20 protein-coding genes are annotated in these 26,083 nt (G+C 58.6%); 8 read left to right on the top strand and 12 right to left on the bottom strand.

Translation table 11 applies throughout. The features are described 5' to 3' along the window. The first annotated feature begins 49 nt into the window (after positions 1 to 49). A complete protein-coding gene (locus O9X91_RS08880) occupies positions 50 to 1,213 on the top strand; it encodes a M20 aminoacylase family protein (RefSeq protein WP_077985243.1) in 1,164 nt (387 codons plus the stop codon). A gap of 904 nt (positions 1,214 to 2,117) precedes the next feature. Here the strand turns inward: O9X91_RS08880 and O9X91_RS08875 are convergent. Next, a complete protein-coding gene (locus tag O9X91_RS08875; protein ID WP_269834263.1) occupies positions 2,118 to 3,308 on the bottom strand; it encodes an IS481 family transposase in 1,191 nt (396 codons plus the stop codon). 376 nt (positions 3,309 to 3,684) lie between these two features. On the opposite strand from O9X91_RS08875, the gene dnaK reads away from it, so the two are divergent. Together dnaK and dnaJ are read left to right on the top strand one after the other, a co-directional pair. Continuing rightward, complete coding sequence (gene dnaK, locus O9X91_RS08870) at positions 3,685 to 5,586, top strand: molecular chaperone DnaK (RefSeq protein ID WP_077984580.1); 1,902 nt, start codon at positions 3,685 to 3,687, stop codon at positions 5,584 to 5,586. A 90-nt stretch (positions 5,587 to 5,676) separates the two neighbouring features. Beyond that, positions 5,677 to 6,810 carry a molecular chaperone DnaJ gene (gene dnaJ / locus O9X91_RS08865; protein WP_077984581.1) on the top strand — a complete coding sequence of 378 codons (1,134 nt, stop codon included), beginning with the start codon at positions 5,677 to 5,679 and terminating at the stop codon, positions 6,808 to 6,810. A 67-nt stretch (positions 6,811 to 6,877) separates the two neighbouring features. Here the strand turns inward: dnaJ and O9X91_RS08860 are convergent, their stop codons facing one another. The 10 genes from O9X91_RS08860 to polA form a co-directional block, all read right to left on the bottom strand. Beyond that, entirely contained in the window at positions 6,878 to 7,429 is a 552-nt protein-coding gene (locus O9X91_RS08860) for a DUF924 family protein (protein WP_137409551.1), read from the bottom strand. A 13-nt stretch (positions 7,430 to 7,442) separates the two neighbouring features. After that, positions 7,443 to 7,655 (bottom strand): SlyX family protein, encoded by a 213-nt coding sequence (locus tag O9X91_RS08855; RefSeq protein WP_077984626.1) that lies wholly within the window; start codon positions 7,653 to 7,655, stop codon positions 7,443 to 7,445. A 149-nt stretch (positions 7,656 to 7,804) separates the two neighbouring features. Then, positions 7,805 to 9,310 carry a tripartite tricarboxylate transporter permease gene (locus O9X91_RS08850; RefSeq protein ID WP_142914269.1) on the bottom strand — a complete coding sequence of 502 codons (1,506 nt, stop codon included), beginning with the start codon at positions 9,308 to 9,310 and terminating at the stop codon, positions 7,805 to 7,807. Positions 9,311 to 9,319: 9 nt separating this feature from the next. Then, positions 9,320 to 9,781 carry a tripartite tricarboxylate transporter TctB family protein gene (locus O9X91_RS08845; RefSeq protein ID WP_077984585.1) on the bottom strand — a complete coding sequence of 154 codons (462 nt, stop codon included), beginning with the start codon at positions 9,779 to 9,781 and terminating at the stop codon, positions 9,320 to 9,322. Between the two features lie 100 nt (positions 9,782 to 9,881). Beyond that, positions 9,882 to 10,865, bottom strand: coding sequence for a tripartite tricarboxylate transporter substrate-binding protein (locus O9X91_RS08840; protein WP_077984628.1), 984 nt, complete (start codon positions 10,863 to 10,865; stop codon positions 9,882 to 9,884). A 197-nt stretch (positions 10,866 to 11,062) separates the two neighbouring features. Then, the gene (locus O9X91_RS08835) at positions 11,063 to 12,409 is read right to left on the bottom strand and encodes a sigma-54-dependent transcriptional regulator (protein WP_077984629.1); all 1,347 of its coding nucleotides are present in this window, start codon (positions 12,407 to 12,409) and stop codon (positions 11,063 to 11,065) included. Then, complete coding sequence (locus tag O9X91_RS08830; RefSeq protein WP_162520633.1) at positions 12,406 to 14,208, bottom strand: sensor histidine kinase; 1,803 nt, start codon at positions 14,206 to 14,208, stop codon at positions 12,406 to 12,408. Before O9X91_RS08830 ends, O9X91_RS08835 begins: the two co-directional genes overlap by 4 nt. A 186-nt stretch (positions 14,209 to 14,394) precedes the next feature. Beyond that, positions 14,395 to 14,580, bottom strand: a complete 186-nt coding sequence (rpmF, locus tag O9X91_RS08825; protein ID WP_003507205.1) for a 50S ribosomal protein L32 — start codon at positions 14,578 to 14,580, stop codon at positions 14,395 to 14,397. Positions 14,581 to 14,751: 171 nt separating this feature from the next. Then, positions 14,752 to 15,492: a DUF1868 domain-containing protein gene (locus tag O9X91_RS08820; protein ID WP_142914271.1), complete on the bottom strand. Its 741-nt coding sequence runs from the start codon at positions 15,490 to 15,492 to the stop codon at positions 14,752 to 14,754. Between the two features lie 75 nt (positions 15,493 to 15,567). Next, positions 15,568 to 18,552, bottom strand: coding sequence for a DNA polymerase I (gene polA / locus O9X91_RS08815; protein WP_142914272.1), 2,985 nt, complete (start codon positions 18,550 to 18,552; stop codon positions 15,568 to 15,570). A 415-nt stretch (positions 18,553 to 18,967) separates the two neighbouring features. Between polA and O9X91_RS08810 the strand changes: the two genes are divergently transcribed. Together O9X91_RS08810 and O9X91_RS08805 are read left to right on the top strand one after the other, a co-directional pair. Then, positions 18,968 to 19,402 carry a MarR family winged helix-turn-helix transcriptional regulator gene (locus tag O9X91_RS08810; RefSeq protein ID WP_162520634.1) on the top strand — a complete coding sequence of 145 codons (435 nt, stop codon included), beginning with the start codon at positions 18,968 to 18,970 and terminating at the stop codon, positions 19,400 to 19,402. A 166-nt stretch (positions 19,403 to 19,568) separates the two neighbouring features. Beyond that, entirely contained in the window at positions 19,569 to 20,960 is a 1,392-nt protein-coding gene (locus O9X91_RS08805; RefSeq protein ID WP_269834226.1) for a dipeptidase, read from the top strand. A 410-nt stretch (positions 20,961 to 21,370) separates the two neighbouring features. Here O9X91_RS08805 and O9X91_RS08800 read toward each other — a convergent pair whose 3' ends face one another. Beyond that, positions 21,371 to 21,580, bottom strand: a complete 210-nt coding sequence (locus O9X91_RS08800) for a cold-shock protein (protein ID WP_003492998.1) — start codon at positions 21,578 to 21,580, stop codon at positions 21,371 to 21,373. 459 nt (positions 21,581 to 22,039) lie between these two features. Between O9X91_RS08800 and O9X91_RS08795 the strand changes: the two genes are divergently transcribed. From O9X91_RS08795 to O9X91_RS08785, 3 genes are all read left to right on the top strand, one after another. Then, a complete protein-coding gene (locus tag O9X91_RS08795; RefSeq protein WP_269825337.1) occupies positions 22,040 to 22,498 on the top strand; it encodes a YbaK/EbsC family protein in 459 nt (152 codons plus the stop codon). A gap of 146 nt (positions 22,499 to 22,644) precedes the next feature. Further along, positions 22,645 to 24,939 (top strand): transglycosylase domain-containing protein, encoded by a 2,295-nt coding sequence (locus O9X91_RS08790; protein ID WP_269826201.1) that lies wholly within the window; start codon positions 22,645 to 22,647, stop codon positions 24,937 to 24,939. 290 nt (positions 24,940 to 25,229) lie between these two features. Continuing rightward, a complete protein-coding gene (locus tag O9X91_RS08785) occupies positions 25,230 to 25,958 on the top strand; it encodes a sugar transferase (RefSeq protein WP_080791952.1) in 729 nt (242 codons plus the stop codon). Positions 25,959 to 26,083: the final 125 nt, after the last annotated feature.

Below are 26,083 nucleotides of genomic sequence, written 5' to 3'. Positions count from 1 at the left end.
AGGATAGGATTTTACCGCACGCCGTACCGATGAACCCAGGAATGAACGAATGCCAATTTTGAACAGAGCCGCCGAACTCCAGCAGGAAGTCAGCGAATGGCGGCGTCACCTGCATGAAAATCCCGAGATTTTGTATGATGTCGACAACACCGCAGCCTTCGTTGCGCAGAAGCTGAAATCTTTCGGCGTTGACGAAATCGTGACCGGTCTCGGACGCACGGGTGTCGTCGGCATCATCAGGGGCAATCTTCCGGGCAATCGCACCATCGGCTTTCGCGCGGATATGGACGCGCTGCCCATCCTCGAGGAAACCGGCAAGCCCTGGGCCTCCAAAACCGCGGGCGCCATGCATGCTTGCGGCCATGACGGCCACACGGCGATGCTGCTCGGCGCGGCCAAATATCTCACCGAGACCCGCAACTTCGCCGGCTCCATCGCCGTCATCTTCCAGCCGGCGGAAGAAGGCGGCGCCGGCGCGCTTGCCATGGTCGAGGACGGCCTGATGGAGCGTTTCGGCATCAACGAGGTCTATGGCATGCACAACATGCCGGGCATTCCGCTCGGCGCCTTCGCCATCCGCAAGGGCGGCATCATGGCGGCACCCGACAAATTCTCGATCACCGTCAAGGGCCGTGGCGGCCATGCGGCGCAGCCGCACCGCACCATCGACCCCATTACCATCGGCGCGCAGATCGTCGGCAACCTGCAGATGATCGCCTCGCGCAACGCCGACCCCATCCGTTCGGTTGTCGTCTCCGTCACCCGCTTTCAGGCCGGCTCAAGCCACAACATCATTCCCAACGAGGCGCTGATCGCCGGCACGGTGCGCAGCCTGGATGAAACAGTGCGCGATCTGGCGCAGGATCGCATCAAGCAGATGGCTGAAGGTGTCGCCCTTGCCAACGGCGCGGAAGCGGAAGTCGTTTATGAGCGTTATTGTCCGGTCACCTTCAACCACGCCGCCGAGACCGACCACGCCATTCGTGTGGCCCGCGATGTGGCGGGCGAACCCAATGTCGACCCCGATGTCGATCCCTCCATGGCGGGAGAGGATTTCTCCTTCATGCTGAAGGAAAGGCCGGGCTGCTTCATCTTCATCGGCAACGGCGATTCGGCCGGGCTTCACAATCCCGGTTATGATTTCAATGATGACGCCATCGCTTATGGCATTTCCTACTGGGTGAAACTGGCCGAACAGCGCCTGACGAGCTGATTGCCGGTCAACGCGAAGAAAGCCGAGGAAGAGATCGACCGCGATGAAGAACGCGGTTGATCCAATGGCTGCCTCGGGTTAAAGAGCAATTCAGTGTCCACGTAGCTCAGCAGGATAGAGCAGTTTTTAGGGCATACCGGTTTTACCACTCCTTCAACCTACTGAAGATATTGGATTATTTTCGGTACCGATATCGGTATAAATTTCTGATCAACCTGCGAACGGCGGAGGAATTCTGCGCCCTCGTTTTGGCACGAGAAGCTCTCGGACTGGCAGATTCCTCGACATCGACAGCGAGCGTTTGGCAAGCAAACAGCCGGCGGTAAGATTGCTTCGCCTTTCTTGTAAGGCTTCGCTGCCTCCACAACGGCGCGGCGTTCGATAGTCGATCGAGCGGGTTGACCTCTTGCGCCTCCAAACCGTAGATGATGATGTGCACCGGGCCGTTCCGCGAAGCAAAAGATTGTTGAGCCCGCGCGCGGACTGCCTTACTCTCTGAAGCGGAATGTATTGATATTCGAAGAGGCATCAGGTACGAACCGTGCTGTGAAGAACGATTAGTCTACGTAGCTCAGCAGGATAGAGCACAGGATTCCTGGTTGCATAATTGGGGGCTGCACAACGAAAGGGTGCAGTCGATCTACTCAAAGTCGGGGAACGCTTCGCTGAACTCTCAGCATGCCAATCCCGAGCCAAGCTTCGGAGAAATCCGTTGAAGGTGTAGAGACTGGATGGGTAGCACCTAAAGGCTTCGGCCCATGGTGAAGGGACAGTCCAGACCACGAACGCCTAAGGGCGGCGGTTAAAGCCGAAGTGGTATGAATCCTGGGGTCGGAGGTTCGAATCCTCTCGTAGACACCATTTTCCTGCTGTCCAGACCGGAGACATAGGTAACAGTTTGTACCTAAGACATAGGTGACAATCTCGTGCCGAACGGATTGTCGATTGTTTGCAGCGTTCTCTGTTCCAGGTCGATATATCCTAGATCGTAATGCATGAAGCTGACGAGCCAAATGCCGTCTTCCACCTCCTTTAATCCCAGTTTCTGTCCGGCCAGTACGGTCGATATATTGATCTTCTTGCGAAAGAGGCAGGCGCGTCCGCAATTGGTGACGATGATGTCTCGATCATGGAAGGGATAATCGATCTCCGGCAGGCCAAGGTAGGGGCGCAAAGAGGCGGTATAGAGATCAGCAGGCACTTTCATGCTGATCGCCTCATGCGGCCTCTCGCCATTGAATTCGCTGACGAATGCATCAAAGCGTACCTGTTGCTGGAGAAGGCTACGTTCGGGTGGGCGAGTTGCCTCCTTCTTCAATGTCAGATGCATACGCTCATGCCGGCCGTTCTGCTGTGGATGGCCCGGTTTGATGCGCTCGATCGCTATCCCAAGCCTCAACCAGAAAACCGACAGCTTCGACAGATTGTACAGCCCGTTTGGTGAGGCAAAAGGTAGCCCGTTGTCCGAGCGTATCGCCTGAGGCAGGCCATGTTCGGCAAACAGGCGGCGGAAGGCTTCGATCACGGCTTGCTCTCGTGTCGATTCGAAGGCTTCGCAAGCCAATAGATAGCGGGATGCCTGATCGGTTACGGTCAAAGGGTAACAATAACGGCCATCCCCAAGTTTGAACTCGCCCTTGAAGTCGGCGCACCACAGATCGTTGGCATTGACGGCTTGCGACAGCGTGGTGCCCATGGCCTTGTTTGCCCGGTTCCTCTTGCGGGCCTGGCGCACAAGGCCATGGCGGTCGAGCACCGCATGTACGGTGCTGCTCGCCGGAATACGGACGTCGCCAGCGAGCTTTTTCACCAGCAGTTCGCGGATCTTGCGCGCACCCCAATGAGGCTTCTCCTTTTTGAGGCGCACGATCATTGCCTCGACGGGATCGGGGAGTTGGTTGGCGTAGCGCACCGGACGCCGGGAGCGGTCCGTCAGAGCTTCAAGCCCGTCGTCCTTGTAGCGATAGAATATCTTGTAGCCGGTCTTGCGCGATATGCCGAAGTCCCGGCACACCTCGCTCATTCCTTCGCCCTCCAGCAAACGGGCGACAAAGCGTAGACGTTCTTCCATAACCGAAGTCTCTCTCCACGGCATCAACACCTCCCGCAAAGCGAAAAGTGTTACCCATGTCTCCGGTACAAAACGTCACCTATCTCTCAAGTCGGACACCACCCCGATACTGTTAAAATCCAGTCTCAACGGGTCGCTCGCCGCGATGCCGACCGGCAACGCCGCGTAGAGCCCGAGCCGCGTTTTCCCGCTTCCGCAAGCCGTGATGGCTATGCTTCTGCACAGACAGGGGTTTCTTGCGCTTTTTTGCTGCGCTTCCCCCTGTCTTGCGCCTTGCAGCAGGAAAAATCGCTCCTTATATACGCCGCATAACAGCAGCGAAGGCTGCAAATCCAAGTCAAGGAGTTGCCACAAGAATGCCTCACGGGGTTCCGGCAGCTCGCTTCAAGGAGAGAAGAGCATGGCAAAAGTAATCGGTATCGACCTTGGCACGACCAATTCCTGCGTCGCAGTGATGGACGGCAAGGACACGAAAGTAATTGAAAACGCGGAAGGCGCGCGCACCACGCCGTCCATGGTGGCATTTTCCGACGATGGCGAGCGCCTTGTCGGCCAGCCGGCCAAGCGTCAGGCGGTCACCAACCCGACCAACACCCTGTTTGCGGTCAAGCGCCTGATCGGCCGCCGTTATGAAGACCCGACCGTCGAGAAGGACAAGGCTCTTGTTCCCTTCGAGATCGTCAAGGGTGACAATGGCGACGCATGGGTGAAGGCGCAGGACAAGCCCTATTCCCCTTCGCAGATTTCCGCGATGATCCTTCAGAAAATGAAGGAAACGGCTGAATCTTATCTCGGTGAAAAGGTCGAGAAGGCCGTCATCACCGTTCCCGCCTACTTCAACGATGCGCAGCGCCAGGCAACCAAGGATGCCGGCCGCATTGCAGGTCTCGACGTCCTGCGTATCATCAACGAGCCGACTGCGGCAGCACTCGCTTACGGCCTCGACAAGAAGGACGGCAAGACCATCGCCGTTTACGACCTTGGCGGCGGTACCTTCGATATTTCCGTCCTGGAAATCGGCGACGGCGTCTTCGAAGTGAAGTCCACCAACGGCGATACCTTCCTTGGCGGTGAAGACTTCGACATGCGTCTGGTCGAATATCTGGCCGGCGAGTTCAAGAAGGATCAGGGTATCGACCTGAAGAACGACAAGCTCGCTCTGCAGCGCCTCAAGGAAGCTGCCGAAAAGGCAAAGATCGAACTTTCCTCCTCGCAGCAGACCGAAATCAACCTACCGTTCATCACGGCCGATGCTTCCGGTCCGAAGCACCTGACGCTGAAGCTGACCCGCGCCAAATTCGAAAGCCTGGTTGACGATCTGGTACAGCGCACCGTCGCACCGTGTAAGGCAGCGCTCAAGGATGCCGGCGTTTCCGCTTCCGAGATCGACGAAGTCGTTCTCGTCGGTGGCATGAGCCGCATGCCGAAGGTGCAGGAAGTCGTCAAGCAGCTGTTCGGCAAGGAGCCGCACAAGGGCGTGAACCCGGATGAAGTGGTCGCCATGGGCGCCGCCATTCAGGCCGGCGTTCTGCAGGGCGACGTCAAGGACGTTCTGCTGCTCGATGTGACCCCGCTGTCGCTCGGCATCGAAACGCTGGGTGGCGTCTTCACCCGTCTGATCGATCGCAACACGACGATCCCGACCAAGAAGAGCCAGACCTTCTCGACCGCCGAAGACAACCAGTCGGCCGTGACCATCCGCGTCTCGCAGGGTGAGCGCGAAATGGCGCAGGACAACAAGCTGCTCGGCCAGTTCGACCTCGTCGGCCTGCCGCCGGCACCGCGTGGCGTTCCGCAGATCGAAGTGACCTTCGATATCGACGCCAACGGCATCGTGCAGGTTTCGGCGAAAGACAAGGGCACCGGCAAGGAACAGCAGATCCGCATCCAGGCCTCCGGAGGTCTCTCCGACGCCGACATCGAAAAGATGGTGAAGGACGCCGAAGCCAATGCCGAGGCCGACAAGAAGCGTCGTGCGGGTGTGGAAGCCAAGAACCAGGCCGAAAGCCTCATCCACTCCACCGAGAAGTCGGTGAAGGAATATGGCGACAAGGTTTCCGAAACTGACCGCAAGGCTATCGAAGACGCCATTGCCAGCCTGAAGACCGCCGTCGAAGCCGCTGAGCCGGATGCAGACGACATTCAGGCCAAGACCCAGACCCTCATGGAAGTTTCCATGAAGCTTGGTCAGGCCATCTACGAAGCGCAGCAGGCCGAGGCCGGCGATGCTTCCGAAGAAGGCAAGGACGACGTCGTCGACGCCGACTATGAAGAAATCAAGGACGACAAGAAGTCCGCTTAATCGCGTGACTTTCCGTCTCCTGACAATTTATGCAAGACATCCGGCTGCCGACGTGCAGCCGGAAATCCATTTGCGAGGCTTGTTAACTGAATGGCGAAAGCAGACTTTTACGAAACACTTGGCGTCAGCAAGACTGCGGACGAAAAAGAGCTGAAAAGCGCCTTCCGCAAACTCGCGATGAAATACCATCCGGACAAGAACCCGGACGATGCCGATTCCGAACGGAAATTCAAGGAAATCAACGAAGCATACGAGACGTTGAAGGACCCTCAGAAACGAGCGGCCTATGACCGTTTCGGCCACGCCGCATTTGAAAATGGCGGCATGGGCGGCGGCGGCATGGGTGGCGGCGGTTTCGCCAATGGCGGCTTCTCCGACATCTTCGAGGACATCTTCGGCGAGATGATGGGTGGTGGCCGTGCGCGCCGCTCTTCCGGCGGGCGCGAACGCGGCGCCGATCTTCGCTACAACATGGAAATCACGCTGGAAGAGGCCTTCACCGGCAAGACGGCGCAGATCAGGGTTCCTACCTCGATCACCTGTGATGTCTGTTCGGGCTCTGGCGCCAAACCAGGTACACAGCCGAAGACCTGCGCTACCTGTCAGGGTTCCGGTCGCGTGCGCGCAGCACAGGGCTTCTTCTCGGTGGAACGCACCTGCCCCACCTGCCATGGCCGCGGGCAGACGATCTCCGATCCGTGCGGCAAGTGCCATGGTCAGGGCCGTGTAACGGAAGAGCGCTCGCTCTCGGTCAACATTCCCTCGGGCATTGAAGACGGCACCCGCATTCGCCTGCAGGGCGAAGGCGAAGCTGGCATGCGCGGCGGTCCGGCGGGCGATCTTTACATCTTCCTGTCCGTGCGTCCGCATGAATTCTTCCAGCGCGACGGCGCCGACCTTTATTGCACCGTGCCGATCTCCATGACGACGGCGGCGCTCGGCGGCACTTTCGATGTCACGACGCTCGACGGCACCAAATCGCGGGTTACGGTTCCGGAAGGAACCCAGCCGGGCAAGCAGTTCCGTCTGAAGGGCAAGGGCATGCCGGTGCTGCGTTCAGCGCAGACGGGCGACCTTTATATCCAGATTCAGATCGAGACGCCGCAGAAACTCAGCAAGCGGCAGCGCGAGCTGTTGCAGGAATTCGAGCAGCTCTCCTCCAAGGAGAATAATCCGGAATCGACGGGCTTCTTTGCCCGGATGAAGGAATTCTTCGACGGCTGATCGCTGCCGCTTCCCCGCTTTTAGAACGCCGCCGCCATCAGGGACTGGCGGCGTTTTCGTTTCTGGCTCAACCGGAAAAGCCGCCCTCTTCCAGATATTGCCGCTCCTCCGGTGTCGTTTCTCGCAACAATATCTTGTTACGATGCGGAAAGCGGCCGAAACGCTCGATGATATCGCGATGTTCTTCGGCATGGTGAAGATAAAGCCCGCCAAGCGGATGGTTCAGGACGCAGGCACGCTGCTGGGCCTCGATATCTTCGGCATGGGAAAAGGGCAGATAGAAGAACACCCGCAAATCCTCACTCACTGCCTGATCATGCCCGCTGTGGATGGCCTCATCGGCAAAAAGCCGCGCCAGAGGATCGGTCGCATACATGTGCGCGGTGCCGCGAAAGCAGTTGCGCGGAAACTGATCCAGCAGAAGCATCAGCGCGAGGCTGCTTTCCGCGTCCTCCAGCCAGTTGTCCAATTCACGTCTTGCGGCCGCAAAATGGGCGTCGCGGAAACGGTCGTGAAAGCGGTTATCGAAGGCGGCGTCCTTGTCGAACCACTTCTCCGGTCCGGCCTTCTTCCAGAAATCGACGATATCGGCGGCTAGCTCGGCGGTGTCGTTTTTCATTGGCTCTTCCCTGTCAATAATGCGGCGGCCGGGTAATTGCAGGCGCGTCCAGCGATTGCTCTTCGAGGCTCAGAAACCTCTCCGTCAGGCGGTCCAGCTTGGCACGGGTCTGCTCCACCACCTTCCACTGCTCCGCCAGCTGATCAGAGAGTTCTTCTATCACCTTCGCCTGATGCGCGGCCGTTTCCTCGAGTATGATGATGCGTTTTTCGGTTTCCGACGTCATATCGACCTCTCTTTCCAGCCCCTTCCTTGGGCGTAAAAGCTTGGGAGTCAACCATATGTCGCTTTGGTGAAGCAAATTCGTCATGGCGATCCGGAAACGAAAAAAGCCGGCGGTGTTTCCATCGCCGGCATCCGAGTCTTTGGCATTCCTCAGTCTTCTTCTACGAAAACCTCTTCGCGTTTCTTCTTCACGCTGGGCAGAAAGACGACGATCAGCACGGCCAACGCGATGAAAAGCAGGGTGGCGCTGATCGGCCGGGTGACGAAGGTCGATGGATCGCCACGCGACAGAATCATGGCGCGCCGCAGGTTCTCCTCCAGCAGCGGACCGAGCACGAAGCCCAGCAGCAACGGTGCAGGTTCGCAGCGCAGTTTCACCAGCACATAGCCAATGAAGCCGAAGAAGGCGACGGCATAGAGATCGAAGACGTTGGAATTGACGCTGTAGACCCCGATGGCGCAGAAGGCCATGATGATGGGGAACAGCACATAATAAGGCACCGTCAGAAGCTTCACCCACAGCCCGATCAGGGGCAGGTTCAGGATGACGAGCATCAGGTTGCCGATCCACATGGAGGCGATGATGCCCCAGAACAGCGCCGGCTGTTCGGTCGCAACGTTCGGACCCGGCACGATACCCTGAATGATCATCGCGCCAATCATCAGCGCCATGACCGGATTGGCGGGAATGCCAAGCGTGAGCAGCGGGATGAAGGAGGTCTGCGCACCCGCGTTGTTTGCGGATTCCGGACCGGCCACCCCGGCCACCGCGCCATGCCCGAATTCTTTCGGGTTCTTGGAGACGCGTTTTTCAACCGTATAGGATGCAAATGCCGCAAGGATGGCACCACCACCCGGCAGAATACCGAGTGCCGAACCGATGACAGTGCCGCGCAACACCGGACCGATCATGGCCTTGAAGTCCTCCTTCGACGGCATCAGGCTGCTGACTTTGGCGATCAGCACAGAGCGGGTCCGCTCGTTTTCGAGATTGCGCAGGATCTCGGCGATACCGAAGACGCCAACGGCCACAGCCACAAAGTTCAGACCGTCGGCATACTCGCGAATACCGAGAGTGAAGCGCGGCGTGCCGCTGTAAATATCCGTGCCGACCAGACCGAGCAGCAGGCCGAGCACGACCATGGCCAGAGCCTTGACGATGGAGCCATGGGCGAGCGCAATGGATGAGACGAGGCCCACGACCATCAGCGAGAAATATTCTGCCGCGCCGAACTCCAGCGCTATCGCCGTCAAGGGCGGCGCGAAGATCGCCACAAGGAAGGTGGATACCGTGCCGGCAAAGAACGAGCCGATGGCGGCGATGGCAAGAGCAGCCCCCGCCTTGCCTTTGCGCGCCATCTGATAGCCATCGATGGCGGTAACGGCAGAGGAGGATTCGCCGGGCATGTTGATCAGGATGGCCGTGGTCGAGCCACCATATTGCGCGCCGTAATAAATGCCGGCGAGCATGATCAGCGACGAGACCGGTTCGAGCTGGAAGGTAATCGGCAGCAGCATGGCGATGGTCGCCGTCGCACCGATGCCGGGCAGCACGCCGATCAAAGTGCCGAGCAACACGCCGATAAGGCAGAAGAACAGGTTTGCCAGCGAAGAAGCCGTGACGAAACCGAGAGCGAGATTATCGAGCAAATCCATCACGGCACCTCAAAATTTAAGCCAGGGACCGAAGCGCTGGAACGGCAGGCCGAGACCGTAGTTAAAAACAGCGACGGAAAAGACCGTGATCGCCGCGGAAAGAATGACCGCCATGACCGGGCTCATCTTGTGCGAGGCGAAGGAAGCGATGAGGGCGCTGAAAAAAAGTGCCGGAACGAAACCGAGACCCCGGACAGTGAGGCCGAAGAAGATCGGGGCGGGCAGAATGAAAAATATCCCCCGCCAGGCAATCGCGCCGATAGCCTCACCCTGTATGCGCGTGGACCGTATGAATATCACCCCACCGAGCAGGACCAGAATGATCGCCAAAACAAGCGGGAAATAGCCGGGTCCCATTCGGAATGCGCTCCCAATCTCCAGCCCATAGGACTGCAGGGCAAAAAATGCGCCAAGCCCGATAAAAATTGCCCCGCAGACTGCTTCGGCAGGGTCAATAAAAAACGACTTCATGAAAGATGCCCCTCCACTGCGGCCGGCAACCCACCGTCCCGCGCGTTAAATCGATGGCAAAAAACCGGCGGCATGACGCCGCCGGTAATTCTTTCAGCCATCAGTCGGCATATTGGCCGGCAGCTTCGATCACCGGCTTCCAGCGGGCGATTTCGCTTTCAAGCTTGGCCTTCAGCGCCGCAGGCGTCGCATCGCTTTCAGAGGAAGGCGTGGTGCCGAGTTCAGCAAAACGAGCTACGACATTCTCGTCCTTCAGCGCGGCCTGCAGCGATTTGGAGAGCTTTTCGTTGATTTCGGCAGACGTGCCCTTCGGCGTATAGATGCCGTGCCAGATACCTACTTCGAGCTTCGGCAGGCCTGCTTCGACAACCGTCGGCACATCCGGAAGCACGTCCAGCCGCTTGGCCGTGGTTACGGCATAGGCTTTCACGGTTCCGCCCTGAATCTGCTTGGTGGTGTTGGTGGTCTGGTCGCACATGATGTCGACCTGGCCGCCGAGAAGATCGGTCATGGCCGGACCTGTGCCCTTATAGGGAACGGTGACAAGCGGTGTCTCTATGGCGCTCATGAACAGCATGCCGCACAGATGCGAGGCGGCGCCGATGCCGGCATTGGCGACGGTCACCTTGTCCTTGTTCGCCTTGGCATAGTCGATCAGACTTTTCAGATCCGTCGTCTCGAGGGTCTTGCGCGACAGGATGGTCATCGGCACTTCGGTGACCAGACCGACATATTCAAAGGCGTTCAGCGTGTCATAGGCGAGCTTGCGGTAGAGCGTGGCGCTGGTCGCCATGCCGATATGGTGGAGAAGAACGGTATAACCGTCCGGATCGGCCGATGCCACGCGACCAGCACCCAGCGTGCCGCCTGCGCCGCCGACATTTTCGACGATGATCTGCTGGCCGAGGTCCTTCGACATGGATTCAGCGACAAGACGCGCGACCGTATCCGTGGGGCCGCCAGCGGAAAAGGGCACGACCATGGTGATATTGCGCTCTGGATAGTTCTGAGCGGATGCGGACAGCGCAAAAAGGGAAACGGCAGCGGCAGCAGCAAGGCCGGTGACTGTCTTCAGTATTTTCATCGATTCCTCCCGGATGAAAATGTTCGCCACTTCAGCCGCGCATGCTCCTCCATGGCGACCGGGGTGAGATATTTGCGATCCGGGATCACCGTTCAGCAATGGCGGTCTTGTCGTGCGGTGCGCTTTTATTGCCATCCCGGACGGCAATGGGTGGATTTCTACCCATAAGGAATGATCTATGGGTGGAAATCCACCCATCAGACCTCGGTCATGTGCCGGTGCAGGCCGTATTTCTGCATTTTTTCGTAGAGCGTTTTGCGCGAAATGCCGAGATTTTCATAAACGGATTTCAGATTTCCGCCGTGCACGGCGATTGCGTGTGCGATCAGGCTTTTTTCATAAGCCGCAACCCGTGTGGCAAGGGCTGCTTTTCCGTCATCATGAAACGGCAGGGAGGCTTCGGACACATCGCTTTCCAGACCGAGAACGAAACGGTCTGCGGCATTGCGCAGTTCACGCACGTTGCCCGGCCACTCACGCAGGGAGACGGCCGAAAGCAGACTTTGCGGCACCTCCATGTCTTCCCGCCCGTAGCGGGCAGCGGCTTCCCGCACGAGATGCAGGAAAAGTAACGGTATATCTGCGCTGCGCTGCGAGAGCGACGGCACGAGAAGTGTCGCCACGTTGAGCCGATAAAGAAGATCCGCACGGAACCGACCGGCCGCGACTTCCTGTTCCAGATCGACCTTGCTGGTGGCGATAAAACGGACATCGAGTTCGACCGTTTCATTCGAGCCGAGACGGGTAATCACCCGTTCCTGCAAGACACGCAGGAAGCGGCCCTGCAATTCGAAGGGCATGGAGCCGATCTCATCCAGCAATATGGTGCCGCCGCGAGCATGTTCGAACTTGCCGTAGCGCGGGCGCAGCGCACCGGGGAAGGCGCCTGCCTCATGACCGAACAACTCGCTTTCGATCAACGTCTGCGGAAGGGCGGCGCAATTGATCGCCACGAATGGCCGGTTGGCCCTGGCGCTGATATCGTGAAGCGCGCGCGCCACGACCTCCTTGCCGGCGCCCGTGTCACCGACGATCAGCGTATCGGCGTCCGTCGCACCGATAGCGCGGATACGATACCGCAGATCGACCATGATCTGGGTTCTGCCGGGTAGGCGTGTTTCGAGATCGTCATGCTTGCCTGCCACCGCCTTGAGACGGCGGTTTTCCAGCACCAGCGCCCGCCGATCATTGGCCCTTTTTATGATGCCGGCGAGATATTGCGGCGTGAACGGCTTTTCGATGAAATCATAAGCGCCGTTGCGCATGGCGTTGACCGCGAGCTGCACATCGCCATGGCCTGTCATCAGGATGACAGGTATCTCCGCATCAAGCTCCCGCACCTTCTGCAGCAGCGTCATGCCATCCATGCCGGGCATCCGGATATCGCTGACCACCACGCCGTCGAAGCTGTAGCCGATGAGTTCGAGCGCATGTTCGGCGCTTGCGAGCATGGTGACGTCACAGCCTGAGAGCTCCAGCGCCTGCGCCGTGGAAAAGCGCAGCTCTTCCTCATCATCGATCAACAGAACCCGCGACATGGTCATTCCGCAGCCGCCTCCACGCGCCACGCGGCGGCTGGCAATTCGATCTCGAACTCCGCCCCGCCGTCTTCATGGTTTCTGACGCGCAGCTGGCCGCCGAAATCCTTGATGATATTATAGGATATGGACAGGCCAAGACCGAGGCCGCGCCCCACGCCCTTGGTGGTGAAGAAAGGATCGAAAATGCGTTCTGAAATCGCCGCCGGCACGCCCGGACCGCGATCACGAATGAAAATCGACACCGACTGGCCGTGCTGCACGGCCCGCAGCGCAATGCGGCGTTCCTCGCGTCCCTCCACCGCATCGGCAGCATTGGAGATGATGTTGACGAGCACCTGCTGCAGCCGCACCGGGCCGGCTTTCACGGCAAGCGGAACCCGACCGAGATCCACATCCAGCACCGCATCGGCGGCCTTCAGCCGCGCGCCGACGATTTCGAGCGTATCGCGAAGGACGGCTTCGAGACTTACCGCGGCCGTTTTTTCATTGGGTTTACGGGCGAAATTCCTGAGATGTTTGCTGATGGAGGCCATACGGTCGATAAGGCCCGAAATGCGCCTGAGGTTTTCTGTCACCTCCTCCAGCCGTCCTCGTTCCACGAGAAGCGAGGCGTTTTCGGCATAATTCTTGGCGGCTGCGAGCGGCTGGTTGAACTCATGCGACAACGCCGCCGACATCTGGCCGAGCGCTGCGAGCTTGCCCGCCTGCACCAGCTCGTTCTGCATCTTGCGCAACTGTTTTTCCGTCTGGCGGCGCTCGGCGACTTCGTGTTCGATCTCCTGATTGACCCGCGCCAGATCGGCGGTGCGCTCCTCCACCCGGCGTTCCAGCTCCGCCTGCGCCTCCGCCTGATGGGTCAGGCGTTCGCGCAGACGACGACGCCTTTGCAGCATGGCGGCGATCAGCGCGGCAGCAAGACACAGGCAGAGGATGATGGCTATCATCGCCGTCTTCACCTGCGTTCGGAGGGAACCCGTGTCCATCAGCACACTGACTGTCCAGCCCGCGTCGGGCATCGGCTGCGACAGGACCATATATTCCCTTTCACCGTCATTTTGGCTGATTGTCATCAGTTGATGGGAGCCAAAATTGCCGTTTTTCACCGGCAACTCCTTCAGCGTTGCATTGGCGTAGCGGCGAGAGGTCTCCGTGCGCGCCAGCCTCTCGGGCGTCAGCGGCATCAGGCCGGAATAAAGCCATTGCGGCGTTCCAGTCATGAAGATGATGCCTTCCGGGTCCGATACCAGAATTCGGTTCTCGCCATTGCCGAAGGAGGCTTCTATGCCTTCAATGTCGACCTTAAAGACGATGACGCCCTTGATCTCCTCATTAAAAAGGATGGGCGCCGAAAAATAATAGCCACGCTTGTGGGACGTGGTGCCAAGCGCGAAGAACCGCGACTGGAAACCTTTGGCGGCGTCCTGAAAATAGGGACGGTAGCTGAAATTCTCACCGACGAAGCTGGTCGGACCATCATAGTTGCTGGCGGCGATTGTCTCCCCATCCAGCGTGATGATGTAAATATCGGAGGATTCCAGCAGGGTGTTGATGGATTTGAGATAGACATTGGCGCGCTGGCGCAGTTCGGCATCCTTGGGATGTGCGACCAGTTCCTCAATGTCGTCATGATCGGCGATCAGAGCCGGCAGCGGCTCGTAGCGGCTCAAAAGCCCGCCGAGGGCGGAAACGGCCAGCCGCAGAGTGGTGCGGCCCTGATCGGACATTTCGCCGAAATAGCTTTCCGCAATAATGCCGCCACCTCTGGTCACGGCGCCATAACCGAGACCGAGGCTGAGAAGCATCAACAAAATCCAGCGATATTTCACCGAAGCTCCCCGCCTTTTGCAGGCATCGAAACCTGCTCTCTCTAAAAGAGTGTAGGAGGAGTGGCCGAATTTTCCAAGTGAGCGGAAAAGACAGCAGAACGGCCCTCAAAACAAAAAACCGGCCACGGGGGCCGGTTTTTGCATAGATGCTTTCAGAAAAGCTTATGCGCTTTCCTTCGGCGTCAGAACCTGACGGCCGCGATACATACCGGTCTTCAGATCGATATGGTGCGGACGGCGCAGTTCGCCGGAGTTCTTGTCTTCAACGTAGGTCGCAGACTTGAGACCGTCAGCCGAGCGGCGCATACCGCGCTTGGACGGGCTTGTTTTTCTTTTTGGTACAGCCATTTTTGTTACTCCACTTAAGCGGCGAAACAACGGAACCGGCCAGAACCAAAGGCCGAATGTCGGATGTCTCGATATCGGAAATTTGGCGCGCTTATACATGCCCAAACGGGCTTTGACCAGCCCTGATGCGCATTTTTTCCGATTCAGGGAAATCAGCGCGGCAGGCCTGTCTCAGATACCGGGAATCACAGGCGCGGGTTTATCGAAAACAACGAGTTCCTTGAAGTGGTTCATATCCTTGAATTCACAGAAAGCTGGCGGTCGCATCTCTATGACCGGCGCTACAGCGCGCAGTTTTTCAAGTTCTTCATCCAGCATGGCCTGCCAGCGCGGCAGGGATTCCGGCTCGAACCAGCTGATGATGTAAGACAGGGTGATGTGAAATTCGTAGGTTTCATGATCCGGGTGGCGATAGCCGAACAACTTGGCAAATTCATCCCGCCAGAGAGCCACGATCCGGTCATCCTCGGCCGTAGCACCCTTCATGACAAGGCCCGTCGGGCGCAGGCCCGTCACCTGCATGTTGAATGCCGGCAGGGCCGGAAAGGCGGAGAGCCGGTCGCGATAATAATCGGTCATCACGTCAATCGGCGTATCGAGAGGAATGTTTTCCGGCCAGTAGGGCAAGGCGCGGCGGAACTCGATGATGCCCTGAAACACGGTCATATGCAGGCTGGAAATCGGCGTGAAGGCAAGCTGCGACGCCTCCGGCATGTCCAGAAAGCGCTGGCGGGTTGCGATGATCGCTTTTTCGGTCTGCGATCCGCTGGCGAGATGGCTTACAATGGTATTGCCGGGCTCCGGCAGAAACTCGCCATCCGCATTGAAGCGGCTGCCGAGATGGCGCGGCGGCTGATCGTGGTTGGCGACGGAAATATAGTCGAGATCTTTCGAGACCAGCGGGGCGTGCATGGGAAACTCCTTGTGAGACGTTTCCCCTAGTCCCCGCACGCGACAAAGTAATGACATCCGCCGCTCATTGACCGATCAATGCGCCTCATCCCAATTGTCCGCCGCGCGGGCGTCCACTTTCAGCGGCACCCTCATGGAAATCGCCGGCATGGCCGCATTTTCCATGACGGAGACGACGACCGGCAGGGTCTTTTCGATTTCCGCTTCCTCGACTTCGAAGATGAGTTCGTCATGCACCTGCAAAAGCATGCGGGCGGAAAGCTTTTCCGCCTCCAGCGCCGGCTCGACGCGGACCATGGCCCGGCGGATGATATCGGCGGCCGAGCCCTGGATCGGCGCGTTGATGGCCGCGCGCTCATTGAAGGCTTTTACCGAAGGATTGGAGGAGCGGATTTCCGGATAATGGGCGCGGCGGCCAAAAATCGTCTCGACATAGCCGTTTTCGCGCGCGAAGGCTTTGGTCGCTTCCATGTAATCGCGAATGCCGGGAAAACGCTCGAAATATTTCTTGATATAGTCGCCTGCTTCGGAGCGGGCGATACCAAGCTGATTGGCGAGACCGAAGGCGGATATGCCGTAGATGATGCCGAAATTGATCGCCTTGGCGCGGCGGCGCACTTCCGACGGCATGCCTTCAACCGGCACGCCGAACATTTCCGATGCCGTCATGGCATGAATGTCGATGCCGTTTTCAAAGGCGTTCCGAAGCTGCGGAATATCGGCGACATGGGCAAGCACGCGCAGTTCGATCTGGCTGTAGTCGGCCGACAGAAGCTTGTGACCGGGCGTGGAAATGAAAGCCGTGCGAATCTTGCGGCCTTCCGCTGTGCGAACCGGGATGTTCTGAAGGTTCGGCTCCGAGGAGGACAGGCGTCCCGTGGTGGTGGAGGCGAGCGCATAGGACGTATGCACCCGCTTCGTCTCGGGATGGATATATCCCGGCAGCGCATCCGTATAGGTCGATTTCAACTTCGTCAGCTGCCGCCAGTCGACGATCTTGCGCGGCAGTTCGGCACCTTCCGCTGCCAGATCTTCCAGAACCTGCGCCGATGTTGACCATTGGCCGGTCTTGGTTTTCGAGCCGCCGGGCAGACCCATCCTGCCGAACAGAATATCGCCGAGCTGCTTTGGCGATCCGATGTTGAAGCGCTCGCCCGCCAGCTCGTAGATTTCCTCTTCGAAGGATGCGGCCTTCTGGGCGAGTTCGCCGGAAAGGCGCGAGAGAATCTGCCGGTCCACGGTGATGCCGCGCTCTTCCATATGCGCCAAAACCGGCACGAGGGGACGTTCCAGCCGCTCATAAACCTTGGTCAGCCGTTCCGAGACAAGCCTCGGCTTCAGCGCCATCCAGAGCCGCAGGGTCACATCGGCATCTTCCGCAGCATAAGCGGTGGCCTTGTCGATATCGACAAAATCGAAGGTGACACTCGACTTACCCGATCCCGCAACGTCCTTATAGGCGATCGGCGTGTGGCCGAGCCAGCGTTCGGACAGCGAATCCATGCCGTGCGTGGCCTTGCCGGCCTCGAGAACATAAGAAATCAGCATCGTGTCGTCGAAGCTCCGCATGACGACGCCATGGCGCTTCATCAGCAGATAGTCATATTTCAGGTTCTGCGCGACCTTCAGAACGGCTTCGTCTTCGAGCAGGCCCTTCAGACGCGCCAGCGCCTCGGCAAAGGGCACCTGCCCTTCGGCCAGTTTAATGCCATCGCTGAAAAGATCGCCGCCGGAACCGGTCTTGTGCGTCAAAGGAACATAGGCGGCCCGGATATCGGTGCCCGTGGCATCCTTGCCGTTATCGGCAATGGCCAGAGAAAAACCGACAAGTTCCGCCTGCATCGGGTCGAGCGAGGTCGTTTCCGTATCGAAGGCGACGACGCCTGTCTCCCGGGCCGCCGCGATCCAGCGGTCGAGCGTGTCAAGGTCCCTGATCGTCAGATAGGCGGTCGTATCGATCTTGGCGGCGGAAAAAAGCGCCTGTCGCGCTGTGGCAAGATCGGCGGGCGCGCTACCTTCACCTGTTGCTTTCCTTGGCGGAGCGCCCGTCGCGTCAGCGGCCGCTTCGCCAGCCTTAACGACGGCGGCAGCCGGCGCATCGAGATCGGGACCATGGGCTTCGGCGCCCCATTGTACCGGCACATTGGCGGGATCGATGGCGGAAGCGTCGGTTTCGGTCGCCTCGGCAACCCGGCGTGTCAGCGTCGTGAACTCCATCGCTTTCAGGAAGGCGATCAGTTTCGGGCCGTTCTGTGGTTCGAGCACCAGCGCTTCGAGAGACTGATCCAGCGGCACATCGGTCCTGAGTGCCACGAGCTGTCTAGAAAGGCGGGCAAGCTCCGCATTGGCGATGATATTTTCCCGGCGCTTCTGCTGCTTGATTTCGCCTGCCCGCGCCAGCAGTGTATCGAGATCGCCGTATTCCTCCAGCAATTGTGCCGCCGTCTTCGGGCCGATGCCAGGAATGCCAGGAACATTGTCAGTCGAATCGCCCGTCATTGCCTGCAGGTCGATCATCTTTTCCGGGCCTACGCCCCACTTCTCGACAACGTCCGGAACGCCGATCTGCTTGTCCTTCATGGCGTCGTACATATGTACATTAGCCGTGACGAGCTGCATCAGATCCTTGTCGGAGGAGATGATGGTGACATCGGCTCCGATCGCCTCGGCCTGCCGGGCATAGGTGGCGATGATATCGTCCGCCTCAAAGCCTTCCGTCTCAATGCAGGGAAGGTTAAAGGCGCGCGTCGCCTCACGGATCAGGCCGAATTGCGGCACCAGATCTTCCGGCGGCGCGGTGCGGTTGGCCTTGTAGAGATCGTAAAGTTCGTTGCGGAAGGTCTTCGACGAATAGTCGAAAATCACCGCAAAATGCGTCGGAGTCACACCGACATCGGTGTTGCGGGCATCCTTCAGAAGCTTCCACAACATGTTGCAGAAGCCCGAGACGGCGTTGACCGGCAGCCCGTCCGACTTGCGGTTCAGCGGCGGAATTGCATGGAAGGCCCGGAAAATGAAACCGGAACCGTCAACGAGGAAGAGATGATCGCCTTTTTTCATGGGTAGCATGGATAGCGCGGGGCCGTTTTGGCGTCTACCGAAACTTCGCGCAACGCACCGTAAAGAGCGAGGAATGAGGCGGTAGCATAGGCCTGCAAAATTCACCTGAACGTTACCGATTTGTAATCCGACTTTCCCTTGAAAAGCCGCATTTGGAGACACATTTCTTAGTGGACGGCGCCTGATCACGCCGTAGTCTGATAGCTGGCTCGTCCCCCGCCGCGTCAGACCGGACAAAGGCCTTTCCCCCTCTCCGGGCCTTTGTCCTCCAATATGACCGCCATGGCCGACCCCTCCCGGCCATGGCGGTTTTGTTTTATGCACTATTTCGGTCTGGCTTAAACATATCATGCGATATATATCGCGCTATCGAATTGCCGGGCTGAGCCGGCCGTGATGCTTTATGGGCGGAAGAATGGGTTTTTCCCGGGACGAATCGGCAATCTATCTCGCTTCGAGAATGGCGCGGGAATTCACCATGGCGCTGCAGAAAAGAGCCGCCGCCCTGGGTTTCTCGCCCGGACAATTTCCCATCCTCATCGAACTCTGGCATGAGGACGGCCTGACCCAGCGGCAATTGCTGGATAGGATCGATGTCGAACAGGCGACGCTCGCCAATACGCTCTCGCGCATGGAACGCGACGGGCTGATCGTCCGCAAATCCCATCCAAGCGACCGCCGTGCCCAGATCATCGAACTGACCCAGCGCGGCAGGGATCTGGAAGCCAACGCCATTGCCGCCTCCGAAGCCACCGAAGATGCGTTGCTCAAGGATTTCCGGCGTTTCGAGAGGCAGCTTCTGCTGGAATATATGCGCCGGGCGATCGAAAGCGCCAAAAAAGCGAAATAGCATTTACAGCCCGAAACCGCTTCGCACTTTCCCTGAACTGCTCTATCGTTCCGGCGGCCGCACGTTTGCCGATTCACGACGCGCCGGCCCCCTTGTTTCCCGCGATGCGCGATGCCCGGATGTTTCGTCTTATCGCCGGGTCACGACAGACATGACAGGATCAGCGATGACAGACGTTTCCCCCATTCTTTCCACCGCCGACGACAATCTCACCTCGAGCCTCGAGCGGCTGTTCGAACTCGTCCGCATTCCCTCGATTTCGACGGACCCCGCCTACAAGGCGGAATGCCGCAAGGCGGCGGAATGGCTAGTCAGAACGCTTTCGGCGCTCGGCTTTACGGCTTCCGTCCGGGATACGGCCGGCCACCCCATGGTCGTTGCGCATCACGATGCAGCCACCAAGGATGCACCGCATGTGCTTTTTTACGGCCATTATGACGTCCAGCCGGTCGATCCGCTCGAGCTGTGGGAAAACGATCCGTTCGAACCCGCCGTCAAGGATATCGGCGCCGGCCGGCAGGTGATTACCGGACGCGGAACGGCGGACGACAAGGGCCAGCTGATGACCTTCGTGGAAGCCTGCCGAGCGTACAAGGCTGTCAATGGCGGCCTGCCGGTGCGCGTTACCATTCTTTTTGAAGGCGAAGAAGAATCCGGCTCGCCGTCACTTAAGCCATTCCTCGAGGCCAATGCGCAGGAGTTGAAGGCCGATTATGCGCTGGTCTGCGATACCGGCATGTGGGACCGGGATACGCCCGCCATCGCCGCTGCCCTTCGCGGCCTGGTTGGTGAAGAGATCATCGTTACTGCGGCTGATCGCGATCTGCATTCCGGCCTTTTTGGCGGCGCCGCCGCAAACCCGATCCACATCCTCACCGATATCCTTGCCGGACTGCATGACGAGACGGGCCGCGTGACGCTTGCCGGTTTTTATGACGGTGTGGAAGAAACCCCTGCCAACATCAAGGCCTCCTGGGAAACGCTTGGCCGCACGGCGGAAGCCTTCCTCGGTGAAGTCGGCCTTTCTGTTCCCTCGGGCGAAAAGGGCCGTTCCGTGCTGGAGCAGACCTGGGCGCGCCCGACGGCCGAAGTCAACGGCATCATCGGCGGTTATACCGGCGACGGCTTCAAGACCGTGATCGCCGCCAAGGCCTCTGCCAAGGTGTCTTTCCGCCTTGTCGGCGAGCAGAACCCTGCAGCCATTCGCGACAGCTTCCGGGCCTATGTGCGATCCAAGATTCCGGCCGATTGCTCCGTGGAGTTCCACGAACATGGCGCATCACCGGCCATCCAGCTGTCCTACGATTCGCCCGTGCTCACCAAAGCCAAGAATGCGCTTTCGGAAGAGTGGCCAAAACCCGCCGTTGTCATCGGCATGGGCGGCTCGATCCCGATCGTCGGCGATTTCCAGACGATGCTGGGCATGGATTCGCTGCTTGTCGGCTTCGGCCTGACGGACGACCGCATTCACTCGCCGAATGAAAAATACGATCTGCAGTCCTTCCACAAGGGCATCCGCTCCTGGATCCGCATTCTGGACGTGCTCGCGGCAAAATGACAAAAAAAGAGGAAGCACCGGTTACCCGGCGCTTCCTCCCTTTCCGTTTGCTCATCGCAAAAACAAAAAAGGCCGGGCAAGCCCGACCTTTCCATCCGTTTTCCGTCAATGCCAGTACATCCGTGGTCAAAGCGTTCAACGGTGATGTTCCAGAGCGTGTCCACTTCCATGGCCGCCGCATTTCACCATCAGGATCGGCTGCTTCGGTTAATCTTTGGTTAACGCGATAACAGCGGCACTTTCGAAATGCCCGTCCGACAGCTCTCATCTGAAACACTGTTGAACCATATATTGGTATGCACTCGCGCCTTTTCAAAGCCCGCCCGTTCGCCGCGCCCTTCAAAAGAAAAAGGCCGGAGAAATCCGGCCTTTCCATTCATGCGAGTGACCCTTTCGGGCCAAAGCGCGTATCAGGCAGCAACGAGGTTGCCTGCGGACATCTTGCCCGAGCGGCGGTCCTGCATCAGCTCGTAGGAGAGCTTCTGGCCGTCGTTGAGGGCGGTGAGGCCCGCACGCTCAACAGCGGAGATGTGAACGAATACGTCCTGCGAACCGTCGTCAGGCTGAATGAAGCCGTAGCCCTTGGTTGCGTTGAACCACTTTACTGTACCAGTCGCCATAACGATTTCCTTCCGTTGGCAATTGTATTTGCACTGCACGCAGTGCGGACTTGGGTCGAATTTGAAGGAAAAGATCGTCGTGAGCGTCTAAAAAGACGCCGAAGCTCTGGTCGTCAAACAAATATCGATGGCGAAGTACCTAGGTGGGAAGGGGCTGAAAGTCAAGTTTCTTTGAACACGGCCAACTGGTCAGGGTTAAGTAGGGGCCAGGCCAGGAACGCAAAAACCCGGCGCGGGAGGAGGTGCGCCGGGTTCTTGAAACTGACTGACAATTGGGAGGAGGAGTATTGTCAGTCCAATCGAGCGACGCTGGGAGGAGGAGTGCGTCGCTTCGATGATTTGAAGATACAGGATACCAGCTTAAAAAACAGACGTTTCATCGCAGCGCAGCATTGCGCATATTGCATAGCTATTCCGGGGCGACTTGAAGCTTCTCCGCGTAACGCCTAATAAACACGCATGTCTATCGAATCCGTCAGAGCTTTTTTCACCGAAAAGTCACCCGAGGTTGCCGTGATTGAAACGGAAGCGAGTTCGGCGACGGTCGCTTTGGCCGCCGAAGCGCATGGTGTCGACCCTGACCAGATTGCGAAGACCATTTGCCTGAAGGCGGGTGATACCATTCTTCTCGTCGTCGCCGCCGGCACGAAGCGGCTCGACAACCGCAAATTCCGCGATCATTTCGGCGTAAAGCCGCGCATGCTCGACCCGGAAGAGGTTGTTGCCGTGACCAGCCATCCCATCGGCGGCGTGTGCCCTTTCGGCCTGCCTTCTCGGCTTCCGGTGTTTTGCGACATATCGCTGAAAAACTATCGCGAGGTGGTTCCCGCGGCCGGTGCCACCAATGCGGCGGTGAAGATTTCGCCGGAGGTTATGGCTGAATTGACTGGAGCGGAATGGGTCGACGTCTGCCAATGACGCCGATGTGATCCGGCCAAGACTTAACCCCGCCTTAAATTGCCGCATTTAAACTCTTCATCCTGGATTAAGAATCGCGCAGGCATAGACGCCTTAAACCCGAACGGGATGTGCACGGTTTCGCAAATAGGAGCGACTTCGGCTGGATGGCAGGCAAAGGTAAATCACGCGAACGGGTAGAACCCTCCTTCGGGGATTTCCACGAGTCCGGCGATGACCTGCGTCTTGACGCCAGCGAGCGCATTGGCGGAACCACAAAACAGCAGGCCAAAAACCCGAAGCCGGCATCCAGTCGCACCACCTCCCGCAAGAAAGAAAAGCGCAGCAGCAATTCCGGTCGCGGCGTCATGGGCTTCATCCGCTCCCTCTTCTACTGGTGCATCGTGCTAGGCATCTGGGGCGGTATCGGCGTTGCCGGGCTTGTCCTTTATTATGGTGCGCGCATGCCGAGCGCCAGCAGCTGGTCCATTCCCGAACGTCCGCCGAATGTGAAGATCGTTTCGGTCAACGGCAGCGTGCTTGCCAATCGCGGCACGACCGGCGGCGAGGCGCTCGCGCTGGAAGATATGTCGCCCTATATTCCGCAGGCCGTCATGGCGATCGAGGATCGGCGGTTTTATTCGCATTTCGGGGTCGATCCGCTCGGCCTCGGACGCGCCATCGTCACGAATGTGCTGACGGGGCGCGCCGTGCAGGGTGGCTCGACTCTGACGCAACAGCTCGCGAAAAACCTGTTCCTTTCGCCGGACAGGACGCTGGAACGCAAGGTTCAGGAAGTGCTGCTGTCCTTCTGGCTGGAACACAAGTTCACCAAGGACCAGATTCTCGCGATGTATCTCAATCGCGTCTATTTCGGCTCCAACGCCTATGGCGTCGAGGCGGCGTCTAGGCGCTACTTCAACAAATCCGCGCGCGACGTCAATCTGGGCGAGGCGGCTATGCTCGCCGGGCTTCTCAAAGCCCCCTCACGCCTTTCACCGGCGCGCGATCCGCAGGCGGCGGAAGAACGGGCGCAGGTCGTGCTGCAATCCATGCGCGATGTCGGCTTCATCACCGATGACGAAATCAAGACCGCCATGTCGCAGCCCCCGACCAAGGCGAAACGTTTCTGGTCGGGCGCCGAGCATTACGCCGCCGATATGGTGCTGGAAGAAGTGCGCAGCCTGGTCGGCGAGGTCAAGCAGGACATCGTTGTCGATACCACCATCGACCCCAATCTCGAACGCGACGCCGAGAAGGCGCTGACCCATGTGCTGCAAGGTGACGGAAAGAAGCAGAGCGCCTCACAAGCGGCGCTGGTTTCCATCGATGGCACGGGCGCGATCCGGGCAGTGGTGGGCGGGGCGGATTATGCCGCGAGCCAGTTCAACCGGGCCGTCAAGGCAAAGCGGCAACCCGGCTCCGCATTCAAGCCTTTCGTTTACGTCGCCGCACTCGAAGCGGGGCTTACCCCCTACACGATCCGCAATGACGCACCGGTACGCATCGGCAACTGGACACCGGAAAATTACGAGAAGAAATATCGCGGCGAAGTCACGCTCGCCACTGCGCTTGCCAATTCGCTGAACACGATCGCCGCACAGCTGGTGATGGAAGTCGGCCCTGATCGTGTGACACAGGTGGCGCATCGCATGGGCATCGAATCCGAGCTGCAGAACAATGCTTCCATCGCGCTCGGCACCTCGGAAGTGTCGCTGATGGAGCTGACGGCCTCCTATGCTCCCTTCATGAATGGTGGCTACAAGGCGACACCACATATCGTCAAACGCATCACCGATGCCGACGGCAAGGTGCTTTACGAAAACAAATACGACAATCCGCCGCGTGTGCTGAGCGAAGAGATCGCCGCGACCATGAACGGCATGTTGTCCCGCGTCATCACCGAAGGCACCGGCAAGGCCGCGCGCCTTCAAGGCTGGCAGGCGGCTGGAAAATCGGGCACGACCCAGTCCTTCCGCGACGCCCTTTTTGTCGGGTATACAAGCAACCTGACCACAGGTGTCTGGTTCGGCAATGACGACGGCACATCAATGAAGAAGGTCACCGGCGGCGGCCTTCCCGCAAAGGCCTGGAAAGATTTCATGACCGCCGCCCATTCGGGGCTGTCGCCTTCGCCGCTCTTCGGCCTCGGTGCATCGGGTGTTCCGCCGCTCGGGGAAATGCAGCAACCGGCGCCGGAAAGCGCGCCCTCCTCCATCGGCGATATCATTTCCAATGCGCTCGGCGGCGGGACTGCGGATAACCATGCCTACCCCCAGGCCCCGGTTGCGCCAAACCCAAATCAGCCGGGCGTGCCGATGCCGCCGGCAAATATCCCTTCCCGCGATATCGAACCCGGCTATTCAGCCGGCAACGGGCCTGTGCCACCCGCCGAAATCGGCGATCAGAGGCCATCCCGACCGAAGCAGACGACCCTGCTCGATATTCTCATGGGAAACTAACGATTTAGAACACGCGGCAGGCGCTGGTCGCGGGGTCGATGGCAATGTCGCCATCGCTGCAGAAAACTCCCGATTTTACAGGGTTTGGTTCCATGCAACAGGCCCTCTCCGCAGCCACGAGCGGAGAGGATGCTCGCCCTTACAACATCCGCGTGCAGTCGCATTAACCGTAGATTGCCATTTGCGCCAGAGCGGTTACATTTCGCATGACTTTTTACGGTAAATGAATTATTAATCCTTCATATAAATTAATTTTCTTCTATCAAAATAACTTTTCAGGGCTCTATATTATGCTGGGTACTAAAGGCTCATCGCATGCCGTTTTTTACGGTGCCTCCTATTCCGCAGCCACAACTTTCGAATCGCCGGAAACGCAACCTTCCTCTTCGGAAAAAACCGTCTCCGCATTTTTGCGCGGCCAGTTCGCGCTCAAAAGAACGATGGATATTGCAGGGGCGTCCATCGCCCTTGTCGCGCTCGCGCCGGTGTTGCTCACCGTCGCAGTGATGGTCAAACTCGACAGCAAGGGGCCGGTCCTGTTTTCGCAGGTCCGCTGGGGTATGAACGGGCGGAAAATCCGTGTCTATAAATTCCGCTCCATGAGAACCGACCTTTGTGATGCCACCGGTGTGGCGCAGACGGTGAAGAACGATCCCAGAATAACCCGGATCGGCGCAATTCTTCGCCGCACCAATATCGATGAACTGCCGCAGCTTCTGAATGTGCTGAAAGGCGATATGTCACTGGTCGGGCCTCGCTGCCATGCCATCGGCATGCTGGCGGCCGGTCGTCTTTATGAAGAGCTTGTGCCACACTACCATATGCGGCACAGGGTGCGGCCGGGCATTACCGGCCTTGCCCAGATGCGAGGATTGCGCGGCCCGACGGATCGCAGCGACAAGGCCCGCGCCCGAATCGTCTCCGATCTTTATTACGTCGACAATTTTTCGATCTGGCTGGATATCAAGATCATGGTCGGAACGGTGATTTCCGAATTGCGCGGCGGCAAGGGTTTCTGATTTCCACGAGCCATTCGTCCAGTCGTAAAAAAACGAAAGCCCGGCAGCGATGCCGGCCTCAGACCGCTGACAAACCCGTCGATATTTTCGGCGGGTTTTTTCTTTTTCGGGATGATGACGTTTTG

This window comes from Agrobacterium salinitolerans (assembly GCF_027498475.1).
In the GTDB taxonomy this organism is placed as follows: Bacteria; Pseudomonadota; Alphaproteobacteria; order Rhizobiales; family Rhizobiaceae; genus Agrobacterium; species Agrobacterium salinitolerans.
The sequence above is the reverse complement of the archived record's forward strand: the minus strand, read 5'-3'. Positions and strand labels throughout refer to the sequence as shown.